At 69.4% G+C, this 12,744-nt stretch carries 8 protein-coding genes and 1 pseudogene; all 9 read left to right on the forward strand.

Going from position 1 to position 12,744, the window contains the following annotated elements:
- The first annotated feature begins 150 nt into the window (after positions 1-150).
- Entirely contained in the window at positions 151-2,505 is a 2,355-nt protein-coding gene (locus ACIBAE_RS16480) for a helicase associated domain-containing protein (protein ID WP_399285510.1), read from the forward strand.
- Between the two features lie 102 nt (positions 2,506-2,607).
- On the forward strand, positions 2,608-3,462 hold the full coding sequence (locus ACIBAE_RS16485) for a TnsA-like heteromeric transposase endonuclease subunit (RefSeq protein WP_399285550.1): 855 nt from the start codon (positions 2,608-2,610) through the stop codon (positions 3,460-3,462).
- Between the two features lie 13 nt (positions 3,463-3,475).
- Positions 3,476-5,599: a transposase gene (locus ACIBAE_RS16490; protein WP_399285511.1), complete on the forward strand. Its 2,124-nt coding sequence runs from the start codon at positions 3,476-3,478 to the stop codon at positions 5,597-5,599.
- A 683-nt stretch (positions 5,600-6,282) separates the two neighbouring features.
- Positions 6,283-7,017: a hypothetical protein gene (locus ACIBAE_RS16495; RefSeq protein WP_399285512.1), complete on the forward strand. Its 735-nt coding sequence runs from the start codon at positions 6,283-6,285 to the stop codon at positions 7,015-7,017.
- Between the two features lie 149 nt (positions 7,018-7,166).
- Positions 7,167-7,910, forward strand: coding sequence for a hypothetical protein (locus ACIBAE_RS16500; RefSeq protein ID WP_399285513.1), 744 nt, complete (start codon positions 7,167-7,169; stop codon positions 7,908-7,910).
- A gap of 75 nt (positions 7,911-7,985) precedes the next feature.
- Positions 7,986-8,253, forward strand: a pseudogene (locus ACIBAE_RS16505) (transposase); the annotation flags it as partial.
- A 503-nt stretch (positions 8,254-8,756) separates the two neighbouring features.
- Positions 8,757-9,743 carry an alpha/beta hydrolase gene (locus tag ACIBAE_RS16510; protein WP_399285514.1) on the forward strand — a complete coding sequence of 329 codons (987 nt, stop codon included), beginning with the start codon at positions 8,757-8,759 and terminating at the stop codon, positions 9,741-9,743.
- Positions 9,740-11,797 carry a hypothetical protein gene (locus ACIBAE_RS16515; protein ID WP_399285515.1) on the forward strand — a complete coding sequence of 686 codons (2,058 nt, stop codon included), beginning with the start codon at positions 9,740-9,742 and terminating at the stop codon, positions 11,795-11,797. The genes ACIBAE_RS16510 and ACIBAE_RS16515 overlap by 4 nt, the downstream gene beginning before the upstream one ends.
- Positions 11,794-12,735, forward strand: a complete 942-nt coding sequence (locus ACIBAE_RS16520) for an AAA family ATPase (protein ID WP_399285516.1) — start codon at positions 11,794-11,796, stop codon at positions 12,733-12,735. Before ACIBAE_RS16515 ends, ACIBAE_RS16520 begins: the two co-directional genes overlap by 4 nt.
- The last annotated feature ends 9 nt before the right edge of the window (positions 12,736-12,744 follow it).

The raw sequence follows: 12,744 nt of genomic DNA on the forward strand, positions 1-12,744 counted from the left end.
GCGTTCACATGTTGATCTCGCGCGGCTGGACGGGTGGCCGGGGCACAGCAGCGGTTCGGTGAGACCCTCACCGTGTCCTCGCAGTCTGACCGGGTGTTGTGCTTGGGAATCGGCCCCATCGCGTGCGCTGGTGAGACTGTGGAGGGGCTGGTGACGGATCCGTTCTCCCCGTGGCCGGCGATCGGTGTCGTCCACCTGGCCCCGCTGGCAGGTGAAACGACGCTGTCGTTCGTGAACCGACTGGCCGCTCGCTACAACGTCACCATGACGGGCTTGTTGTCTGCGATGGCGGGCCCCGGTGTGCGTGGTGTCTGGGGAAAGGGCTGTCTCGTCGGCGAGGTGTTCCTGGCGTCCGCGGTGCGGCGCCGACTGGCCTCCCTCTGCCAGGTGCCGGAGTCGCATCTGTCCCGCGCGCTCCCTTCCTGGGATGAGCGCGCTGACACGAAGGCGAACGGTGACCAGCCCAACGTGCGTTTCGCCTCCGGCAGCACGGTTCCTGCCGTCACGCTGGGATGCCGACTGTGTACGGCGGCCCGGACAGGCTCCCTGTGTTCTGCCCGTCTGTACTCCGACCTGCGTTCAAGGATCTGCATCAGACACCAGTGCTGGTCCCTCGACTCACTGGCGCTGGACAGAGTCACGCTGGTCGAAGGCCAGGTGAGCCTCGCCGGGGTACCGGAGGTGATCCGTGCGCACCAGCGCCTTTTGCCGCTGCTGCGCCGTAAAGGCTCGTGCGAGAACGCTTTTGCCGTGGCCCAGGCGGTCGTTGCCTCCTGGTGGGATGCGCACTGGCGGGACGAGGTGCTCTGGCCGGCGCGTCTTGGCCATGTCCGTGCCGATCTCCCCGAGAGTGAGATACCGGTGCTCGCCCGGGACATGGTGACGTATCCCGAGGCTGTCGCGGTCACGACGGTTCTTTGTGACCGGTTGTGGCGACAACGCGTCTTGGAAGACACGCACGGTCAGATGCCGCACACGCTGGCCGAGGTACCCCGTCTGCTGACCGAGCTGGCCCACCGCCTGGACCGCCCGTGGCTAGCGAAGCAGCTCGCCACCTCCAGCGCAGGAGCCTTGTTCGCCTGGGTGCGGGCGTGTGTGCGGCAGGGGCGCGGAACAGTGCCCGAGGAAGACGTGTGGGCGGTTCCGGTCGCGCACCGGCCTCGTGGGCTTGCGGCACAGGTGCGGGAGCTGCGCCTCAAGCAGCCCTTCGGCAGCGCTCCAGCGGCAGGAAGGCCGTCCCTTGCAGAGCAGGCGTATCAGGTCGGCTTGGCACACGCCCGTTCCTACGCGGTGCGTCACGGGCATCTCGCCGTTCCGAAGTATGGCCGTCACGAGGGATTCGCACTGGGAACGTGGCTGGCCAATCAGAGAACCGGAGTAGCGGCGCTTCCTGTCGATCGGGCGCGGGCCCTGCATCGCATCGATCCCTGGTGGAATGGTCCCTGGCCCATCTCCTGGCGACGGACGTACCACCGCGCGCTGGAACACGTTCGAAAGCACGGCCCCGTCGACGCCACGGCAGGATTCCCCGGCACCAGTCTCGCCTTGGGCGAGTGGCTCCATGAGCAGTGTTCCCGGTACGACGACCTCCACGTAGGCCAGCAACGCCTGCTCGCAGATCTCGGAATCCGGCCCGCGCACGCCCGCTCAGCACACCCTCGCCGCAAAAGCCTTGCTCAGGCCTTCGCGGTCGGCCTGGACTGCGCTCGAGCCTTTGCCGCCGTCCACGGCCACCTCGCCACGTCCAAGAGCACGCGCCATGATGGATTTCCTCTTGGGCAATGGCTGATGAGCCAACGCAACCGGGCCCGTATGGCGGAGATGGAAACCGACCGGAGCCGTGCGCTGTCCTCTATCGACTCGTGGTGGAACCCGCCATGGCCCCTGGCATGGCAACGGGCCTACCACCACGCCCGCAAGCAGTGCGGCAGCTATCAGCTGCTGGTGCCGGGGGATGACTTCGCCGGGGTTGGGGCGTCTGCCGCATCGTGGCTGTACGCGCAGTGCGCCTTGTTCGAAGAGCTCCACCCCCGCCAGCAAGATCTACTGCGGAAGATCGGCATCACCGGCGAGGCCGCACAAGCGAGGCGGACGGCGCGGTACCGCCCCACCGGTGCCCGGATCGACTTCGCCGTGGGCTTGGCCCATGCCCGGGATTACGCCGGTGTTCACGGCCACCTCGCGCTGCCGCACCCCGTCCAGCACAACGGGTTCCCGCTGGGCAGGTGGCTCGCCAGCAAGCGGGGAGCGGCCGGGGCCCACGCGCGCCGCTCACCGGATCCGTGGCCGGGCATGCAGTCCCTCGCTGCTCTGGATCCGTGGTGGTTCCCTCCGTGGGCGTTCGTATGGCAGCGCGATTACCACCGTCTGCGTCTCCTGCTCACCGCCGACCTCGAACCACCGCCCAAGCTGGGCTCCTGGTTCAGCGAGCAACTTGCTCATCGCCATGCCTTGTTACCCGGTCAACAGCGGCTCCTGCAGGAACTGCGAATCTTCCCGGTCTGACCACAGTTGCAAGAGCTCGGCATCACAGTCGCCGTTCACCCGTTCGGGTGGCGGATCCGGATCACGGTGTTCAGCTGCCCCCCATGGACTTGGCTGTTGAGTGTGGAGGGGCACGAGCACAGCAGGCGGGTGGAGCAGGCTGCCGTAAGAGGCGCCGGTGCGGGAATCGAAGCCGCGTTCGCCACGGCCGCTGGGCAGGTGACGCAACTGCCGTGGGGTCAGGCGGCGGCGTCGGTGCGGTTCGAGGACCTCGCGCCGGTATCCGCGTTTCCTGTCGTGCCGGGCCGCAGGTGGGGGCCCGGCTGGTGGTGGTCGGCGACCACCGGACGGCACGTCGTACACGGTTCGGCAGCAATGCGCACCCAGCTGATGTTCCTGGACCGGAATCCGCATGTGATCGGTCTGTCCGCACGTCCGGTACGGCTGCTGTGGCGGGATGCCGACGGGCAGGTGCGTTCGTGGGTGCCTCAGCTGTTCGCCCGGTACGCGGACGCCACCGGCCTGCTCGCCGACTGCCCCTCCACCCCGAGTATCGGTGGAGACAGGGCGCAGCGGGCGCGGGTGGTCCTGGAAGAGGCGTGTGCCCGCGTGGGCTGGTCCTACCAGCGCCTCGAGCCGCCTCCGGCGGTGGTGGCGGCGAATCTGCGGTGGCTGGCCGGCTACCGCCACCCTCGCAATCAGGGCCCGCCCGGGCTGCAGGCCACGCTGGCCGAAGTATTCGCCGGGCCACGGCCGCTGGCCGACGGCGCAGCCGCGGTGGGTGAGCCTCTGCAAGTACTGCCGGCTGTCTATCACGCCCTGTGGTGCGGGCATCTGACGACGTCTCTTGATAAGCCGCTGCACGAGGAGGCGCTGGTCTGCGCTGACGCCGAACGTAGTGGTGGGGGCGTCGAAACGCGGCTGGACGCCGGGAGCGGCCAAGGGAGGGGTGAGTGCAGTGGGCGGCACACGCGGTAAGAGCCAACGACCGGTGGTGGAAGTCGGCGCGCACGTCACCTACCGGGGACAGACCTGGCAGGTCGCCGCCCTGCAAGGGGCGCGGGTCTACCTGCTGCAGGAGACTGGCGCCGAAGTGAGCCTGCTGCTGGGGCGGTTGTTCGCCGATCCGGGCCTCGAAGTGGTGGGCGCGCGGGCGCCGGACACGGTGCCGCAGTGGGGACTGTTCGAGACCGTTCCGGTGGCGGCCCAGCAGCGGGCGCTGGCCTGGCTGCCCCATATCCGGGAGGTCGAGACCGGATGGCCGCACCCTGAGGGTGGCCGTGACGGCCAGACGATGCGGCGGGAGTACGACCCCGAGCGGTGGACGCTGGCGCAGCGGGACGCGGCCAAGGCGCAGGAGCTGGCGGCGCTCGGCTTCGCGCGGGTGACGCGTACGACGGTTGAGCGGATGCGGCACGCCTACCGCAAACAGGGCTTGTGGGGGCTGGTCGACAAACGCACGGTGCCGGCCCGTGGCCGTCACCCGACGGGATATGCCGACGAGCGGGTCGTGGCCGCGGTGCTGGAGGCACTGCGGCGCCAGCGGGGCCGGTCGAAGGGGACGGTGAAGGGACTGCAGGTACTGGTCGGGCAGATCCTGGAGGACACCCATGGGCGCGAGGTGGTGGAGATGCCGTCACGCTCGACGTTCTACCGGCTGGTGAGTGTGCTGGCCGACCCGGCCGACCGTCCGGGACGCCCGGCGCGTACCGCCACCGCACCCGCCCGCGCCTCATCGTCGGCGCCGGTGGTGCTGCGGCCCGGGGAGCAGGTGCAGATCGACACCACCCGCCTGGACATCATGGCCGTCCTGGAGGACGGCAGCCTGGGCCGGCCGGAGCTGACGATCGCCGTCGACGTCGCCACCCGCTCCATCCTGGCCGCCGTCCTGCGCCCGCACAGCACCAAAGCCGTCGACGCCGCACTGCTCCTGGCCGAGATGGCTGTTCCGCATCCTGCCCGCCCCACCTGGCCCTCAGCGCTGCATCTGTCGCGGGCTGAAGTGCCCTATGAGCGGATGCTGTCGCTGGACGAGCGGCTGGAGGGAGCAGCTGCGCGGCCGGTGATCGTGCCCGAGACGATCGTCGTCGACCGCGGGAAGATCTACCTCTCTCAGGGCTTCGTCGCCGCCTGCGAAACACTCGGGGTAAGTGTGCAGCCCGCCCCGCCCCGTCGGCCGCAGGCCAAGGCCGTGGTGGAGCGGACCTTCGGCTCGATCAACGACCTGTTCTGCCAGCACGTCGCCGGCCACACCGGCTCCAACCCCCAGCGCCGCGGCATAGCGACGGCGGCCGAGACACAGTGGACGATCCCGCAGTTGCAGGACTTCCTCGACGAATGGATCACCTGCGGCTGGCAGAACCGGCCCCACGACGGACTGCGCCACCCCGTCCTGCCCAAAACCGCCCTCACCCCGAACCAGATGTGGGCCGCGCTCATCACCATCAGCGGCTACGTCCCCGTGCCGCTGAGCGGGGCCGACTACCTCGAACTACTGCCCGTGCGCTGGCAGCCCATCACCGAACGCGGCATCCGCCTCGACTACCGCACCTACAACCACGACATCCTCGACCCCCACCGCAGCGAGCCCTCCCCCGTCGCGGCCAAGGACGGCAAGTGGGAGGTCCACCACAACCCCCACGACGCCCGCCAGATCTTCGTCCGCCTCACCGACGGACAGCTCCACGAAATCCCGTGGATCCACCGCGACCACGTCCACCAGCCCTTCAACGACGCCATCTGGCGCCACGTCCAGACCGAGATCGAACAACGCGGGGACCGTGAGCAGCATGAGGCCGACCTCGCCGACGCCCTCGACCAACTCCTGCGCCGCACCCGCCACCCCGCCGAGACCGAGCAGAAAACCCGCCGCCGGAGAGCCCTCCGCCCCGGTACGCCAGCACAGTTGCCCGATCTTCCCGGCCAGCGGCGCCCACTCGACGCAGAGACCGCACCGGCCCCGGCACCGGACTGGAGCGAGAGCCTGGACGACCTCATCAGCGTCGACACGGCGGCCGAGACCGACACGAGCGAGCCGGAGGGCATGGGCGTGCTGCCGGCCGAGGCAGGCGGGTACGGGCTGTGGGACGCCGAAGCGGAGGCCGCGCAGTGGTGAACGCCTCGCCAGGCATGAGCGATGCGCCGGCCGGCAAGTCGCCGTCGACGGCGGAGCGGTCTCCCGGTGCCGCGGCAAGCGCCAACGGCGACGCCCCTGATCCACAGCCACAGGCGGTGGCCACCTGGGACGGCTTTAAGGCCTTCGCCACCACCCCCGTGGCAGCCCCTCCCCCACCCGGCACGCCGCACCGCAGTCTGACAAATCCGTTAGTGATCACTAGATGAGTGACGTGCTGACCTGGGTGTCTAGTGATCATTTCGAGATTTCTGCTGTGGTGTGGTGCGTCTCCGAGCTGGGGTTCCCGTGAAGGCGCAGAAGCCGGAGGGCCTCTGGAGTGCGGATTCAGTGATCGTCTTGGAATGTAGTGATCGGGGTGGGATTTCCTTATGGCTGCGTGGTGCGAATAGGTTGGTCTGTGCTGGTCTGGTGGCTGGGCCGTGTCTGAGTGGTGGCGGCAAGGTCCGCAGCGCCTGGCTTTCCGGAGCGGTGGCCGGGGCTGACCGAGCTGTGTCGGCCTGCGACGAGGAAGCCGTTCTTCGATGTAGTGATGGCTCGAGTCGTTCCCGGTCAAGGGGCGGGGCTGCGAGGGTGCTCAGTTCGGTTGGGGCCAATCCGCGTCCGTGGTCTCGTTCGTGCCGTTTCCCGGTGGGATGTCAGTGTCCGCTCCTAGTCTTTCCGTCATGACATCAGCGATGTCCATACGGCCGGTCAGTGAACTCCCGGGCGATCCAGCCCGTCTTCACCTCCATTACGGGCACGGACATCCCGCGGTGCCGTTCGACTGCGAGGACACCCTGGAGTCCTGGTACGTCGCGGTCACTTACGGGACGGTTGGCGACGAGGGGTGGGAAGACGAAGAAGAGGGCGGCCATGCTCCGGCTGCGGGCTCCGAGATCGGGCACCTCATCTTGTGGAGGCTGCGTGACGACACCGGCGACAACCGGTGGGAGGCGGCGGACGCCGAATCCGGCGATCTTGAGGTTACTGTCTCCGCCGTTCTTGGCCGTTCCGGACGCACGGGCTACAGTGCCGCGTTCGAGAGAGCAGTCACACATCCCGTCGGTGATCTGCTGATCCTCGATCGCGTCAGTCTCGACAAGGCGTGGAGGGGTTTCGGACTGGGTCCGGCGCTGGCTGCCGAGGCGATCCGTCGTCTGTCCGGGGGGTGTTGCGCGGTAGCGGTGTTTCCCGGCATGGGGGTGTACTCCGAAGACCGCGAGCAGGTCACCGAGGCTTATCGGCTCCAGGCGAAGAAGAAGATCTCCGCACTGTGGGAGAGCATCGGCTTCCAGCCGTTCCGCCGCGGGGTGTGGCTCCTGGACACCGCCCTGCGCCGACCGGAGGAACTCATGCAGGCCCGCCGCGCTCAACTGCGCGCGCTCGGCACGGCCTTCCGACAACTTGGGTCCGTCTGAGAGCGGCCCCGGTGGGCGCCACGGCTGGCGCAGACGGCACCGGCAGGTGCCGGTGCGAGACCGCGTAGGATCCGGCTCTTCTTGCGGGCGCCGCATCGCGCGGATACACGAACATCGACGAAAAACAGACAGTGGGGGAGCGGGGCATCGTGGGCGAGCGGCAGCCGGTGGACGAGGACATCCAGGACGCGCTGGACTGGGCACGGCAGCGTCTCAAGGAGATGGGCGTCTTCGAGGCGGAGGACGGACTGCGGTGGGCAGCGGCCCACGGGCTCGTCCTGTCCGTGTGGCGCAACGGCCCGATTGAGGACGCGCACGCCTCCCGGCCGACCAGTCGGCGCAAGGCTTTGCACGACGGGACGATGTTCGCACGCAACACCTGGCTCACCCGGCAGGCGTTCGACGTCCTGGGCTCCCACGACCAATTCCGTCTCTACGAGCTGGAGGACCTGCTCCTGGACCGGGACATGGTCTGGCCGGGATGCGAGGGGACCCTGACGGACTTCGGCTGGGGGTTCCTCGGAGAGATCAAGAAACAGGTGAAACAGCGCATCGGCATGTTCAGGCACTTCGAGAAAAGTCTGCCGCCGGACGACTTCCTCGTCTTCGCTGGTGCTCCCCGGATCGGGACCCGCGATGATCACTACGGGATGCCGAAATGGCCTGTCTGCGTAGAAGCGGCGGTGCGCCGGCTGCGCGGCGAGGACGAGGAGTTCTGGCGCGCACGGGGCGACTTGATGACCCGCATCGGCTCTGCTCCGGTTGCCGTCACCGCGGACCTCGAGGCAACTCGGAAACGGTTGCTGGAGTCCCCGTGGGAACTCGGTGCCGAGAACCTGGACTGGTTCGCCTGGAACCCGATCCTGCAGCCACCGGACAGCACGGCACTCTAGTGCTGTGACCGAGAACTTTTGCCGGGTTGCTCGTTGTGTTGGGTCTCAGTGACGGCATTCGGCAAGGTGGCGGGTATGGCATCGCTGGTGAGGATTCGCCGGCTGACCGAGCAGGAGGGGCAGAAGCTGCAGCGGATCGTTCGGCGGGGAAGCACCAGTTCGGTGCGGTTCCGGCGGGCGATGATGGTGCTGGCATCGTCGGGCGGCAGTCCGGTACCGGCGATCGCGCAACTGGTCCAGGCCGACGAGGACACCGTCCGGGACGTGATCCACCGGTTCAACAAGATCGGGCTGGCCTGTCTGGACCCTCGGTGGGCAGGAGGCCGTCTCCGCCTGCTGAGCATTGGCCCAGTCGACGGCCGGACTGTCGATGTTGACGGTGCGACCCGCCCGTTGACCATCTGCACGCCCTGCGCCTTGAGTCGGCGCACCGTGCCCTGGACCCGTTTGCCCGCCGCGGTCAGCTGCTTGAGGACCCAGGACGTTTCCCGCTCTACCGTGCCGGGCTCACCCTCGTGGGCCTTGATCTGCACGACGACACCACCAGCGGTGTCGAGTCCAACGTACAAAGCCAACCCATCCGATTTCAGCTCAAAGGCGAGGTAGCGCGGCCAGACGCGCCCACCCAGGGGCAGCGTGACTTCTTTGGTGCCCGCACGTACCGGCGGACGACCGTGACGGCTCGTTCCACACGCTCTGGGGCGGGGACCGGTCCGAGGTGACGGGCTGACCCAACCGTGACGCACCAGTAGGCCGGTGTCGCCACTGGCCCACTGGTGCGTTGATATTCTCGCTGCCCCGCCCGACAACAGGTGCGGGCACAGGGGTTCGGGGGGTGTGGAGTAGATGAGGCCACGTCTGGTGTTCGTGCACGGGGTGGGAAAGCCACGGGAGGCCAAGACCGAGCTGGAGGAGTGGCGGGCCGCGCTGACCGTCGGCGCGCGTGCGGCCGGGCACTCCCGAAAGGCCGCGGAGCTGCTCGACGGCGGAGCGGTCGACATCCACTTCGCGTACTACGGCGATCTCTTCCTCCCGGGGGCCGCTCCCGACAATGAGGCTGTGGCACCCGCACCCGCACCCGCACCCGCACCCGCCGGACCGGACGAGGACGAGGAACTGCGGGAGCTGCTCCTCGACATGGTCGACGAGCAGCTCGAAGCGCCCCGCGACGACCGTCAGGCACAGGCGCTGCGGGTGACCAGGAACAAACTGGCGCCGACCGGAGAGGAACAGGGACCCGGCAGCCTCGCACGGCAGGTGCTCGTCGGGGCCAACGCCCTGTTCGCGGTGCCGGGTCTGCGCACCTTCGGCGGCTGGATCAGCGCCGGAGCGATGAAGCGCGATCTGCACCAGGTCAGGAGATATCTCGCCCGCAAGGGGACCGACAAGGCCGGCCTGAGCCTCGACCGGCGCATCCGTGCCCGCGTCGCCACGGAACTCGACCCCGAGGGACCCACGGTCGTCGTCGCGCACTCGCTGGGGACCGTGGTGGCGTTCGAGACACTGCACGCGCACTCTGCGCACGTCCCGTTGTTCGTCACGCTCGGATCACCGCTCGGAATGCGCACGGCAGTACGGCCGCGGGTGCGCCCACAGCCCGTACGGACCCCGGAGTCGGTCGGCCGCTGGCTGAACTTCTGGGACCGCGACGACTTCGTCACCGGCGGCACCGAACTGGCCCTGTGCATCGCCTCGAACGGCGCCTCGGTCGCTCCCGTGAGCACGCGGGTCGATTCGGACGGACTGAACGTGCATCCGGCCGTCAGGTACCTGGCGCAGCCCGCCGTCGCGGGCCCGCTGATCGAGGCGCTCGACGCGGTCACCGTCGCATGACACCGTCCAACCCGCCGCGTCACCTGCTGGTCATCGCGCCGCAGTGCCCGGACCAAGGACTGCTGACCGGTCTGGAGGAGACCGCCGAGTCCCTGCACGCCGTCCTCCTGGACGAGGAGCTGGGCGGCTGCGAGCCGAGCCCCCCGGGCGTGCCCTCCCTGCTGTGCGGGCCCGGCGTCGGCAGGGCCGAGATCGACCAGTCGGTCCGGGACGCGGCGGACCGGGCCGGAGCCGCGGAGGCGGTGCTGGTGATCGCGTTCCTCGGACACGGCACCACCCTCGGCCAGACGCCCAAGCTGGCCTTCATGGCGAGTGATTCCCACGAGGACGTCGCGACCAGTGTCGTGGACGTCGGCGGGCTGCTCACCCTGGCCCTGGACGTTCCCGGTGTGCGCGGCGTCATCGCCCTGGTGGACACCTGCCGCGCCGGCGGAGCCGTACCGGATCTCGGTGGGCTGGCAGGAGGGGTCCGGCAGGGCGCGACGAGCCTCTCCCTGCTGATGTCCGCGAGCGCGGTCGAGTCGGCCCACGGTCTCGCCTACACCCGGACGCTGGTGCGCGTGCTGCGCGACGGCCTGTCCGGCGCGGGGATGTTCCTCTCGCCGCAGGACGTCCAGGAGGCCGTGGACAAGGAGGCGGGCACCAGCTCCCAGTTGCTCACGCTGATCGGTCTCTCTCTCGATGCCCGGGCCTGGTTCGCCCGCAACGCACGGCACAGGGCGGGCGGCGCGCTGCTGGGGCCGCTGGGCGAGGAGGATCTGCGGCTCGCCCTCGACCCGCTCGGCGCTGCGGTTCCCGCCCTGCTGGTCGTCACCTCCGACGATCTGGGGCGGCTGCGCCGGACCCTAGCGGCCCTCGACCGGCACCCGGCCACCGCCGACCAGCACCTCGCCTACGCCCTGCGTACGCTCGACCGGCTCGCGACCGCCGTACGCACCCGCGAGTTCCTTCTGTCGTCCTGGCCGGGCAGCCTCCCCGAGTCGGAACGCATCCGCCGCGCCTATGTGACGGCGGCCGGCCGGCCCGCGTCCGCGTCCGACGGGGACGAACTGCTGCGTGACTGCGTCGAGTCGCTGTGCCTGCGGGTGCCACGTGCCAAGGGTAGTCCTACGGCGCCTCTCGCCGCCTTTGTCGCCGCGCTCGCCGTGGAGGACGGTCTTGCGGCGGGAACACCCGGTCTCACCGTGTGGGCGCGAGGCATCGGGGCCGGTGTGGAACTCGTCGACGCTTTCTCCGCCCAGGCACGTCGAGCCGCCGAGAACAGGCTGCGGCTGGTGGTCAGCCTGCACTCCGCGATGGCCGACGATTGGCCCGAGACCCTTCTCGTCTGGCTGCTGGACGGCGACACCCTCGTGGGACGCGAGGACTTCCGCTGCCCTCCGACGCAGGCTGGCGTCGAACAGCGGTTGGGCGCGGTACTCGCCTGGGCCACCCGACAGGCCCGGTGCACCGGATTCAGGCTCAAACGCATCGACATCGCAGCGCCCGCCGCGCTGCTCGCCTGTTGGCGCCCCGAGGAAGCCAGGCTCGGGCAGCGGCTCGGGCTCCACTACGACATCGTCCTGCGCTGGAGCGACCGGCTGAACCTCCCCGCCCACCTGGGCCTGATCAACGAGTTCGCCCGGAACCAGCTCGACGAGATGAAGGACGGCCCGGCGGCGCCCGTCAACTGGCTGGACAGGGCCGAACTCAGCGCGGTGCAGAAGCTGGTGGAGAGCCTCGGGAACGGCTGCTACGGCGGCGCGCTGGCGCTGCGACACCGGCCGGAGCGGCTCCAGGAACTCCTGGAACCCCTGCTCGCGTACGCCCCGATGGTGCTGTGGCCGGATGGCACGGGAGAGCTGCCGCAGGCGTCGCAGGACAGCGTGGAACGCAACTGGGCGAGACTTCCCGGAGAGTTCAGCGCCGCCTATCGCACCTCCTGGAAGCAGCAGGACCCGGCGCACGAGCACACCGATCTCGCCCGGGTGCGTTCCGTGTGGCTGGACGAGCAATGGCTGGACTTCTGCGACGCGTTCGCGAACGACTCGGTCGATGGAGAGAACCCGCGATGACCTGGACACCCTTCTACGCCGGCGACGGCACCCCCCGCGACGTGGACCTCGGTGCCCCGCCGCCCTGGCGCGCCTTCCCCCGGCAGCCCCGGCCCGAGCGGTTCCAGCCGCCGCCCGGGCTCGTCGAGGCCGTGAATGCCGCGCTCGCCCTGCGCCGTCCGCTGCTACTGACGGGCGCCCCGGGCTCTGGCAAGTCGTCGGTCATCAAGCAGGTGGCGACGGAGTTGCGGCTCGGGGAGCCACTGCGCTGGCACATCACCTCCCGCAGCACCCTCGTGGACGCGCTCTACCGTTACGACGCCCTGGGGCGCATTCACGCACAACGCCTGGGCGGCGAATCGGGCACCGACGAAATCGCCCCCTTCCTGCAGCTCGGACCGCTGGGGACGGCACTGCTGCCGTCGAAGGCGCCGTCCGAGCAGCCCCGCGCCCTGCTCATCGACGAGATCGACAAGAGTGACCTCGATCTGCCGAGCGATCTGCTGGACGTGCTGGAGCATGGGGAGTTCGAGATCCCGGAGCTGGCGCGGTACCGGGACGACGACGTGGACGTGCGGGAATGGGAGAGCGATGCCGTCCACCGAATCGTCAAGGGCCGCGTGCGGTGCGACAACTTCCCGTTCATCGTGCTGACGAGCAACGGCGAGCGTGACTTCCCCGCCGCCTTCCTGCGGCGCTGCATCCGGTACACCATGCCGATGCCGGACACGGAGTCGCTGCGGCGGGTGGTGGCGGCCCACTTCGAGACCGAAGTGGCGCCCTCGGGTCCGGTCGACTCGCTGATCGCCGCATTCGTCGAGCGGCTGCGAGCGGGCGAGAGCCTGGCCGTGGACCAGTTGTTGAACGCCGTGCACGTCCTGACCGGTGCCCAGGCCCCGGAGGGAGCCGCCGCCGAGGAGGTCAGGGAACTGATCCTGCGTGAGCTGACCGGTGCCTGAGGAAGCGGA

Source organism: Streptomyces sp. NPDC051569 (genome assembly GCF_044454085.1).
In the GTDB taxonomy this organism is placed as follows: domain Bacteria; phylum Actinomycetota; class Actinomycetes; order Streptomycetales; family Streptomycetaceae; genus Streptomyces.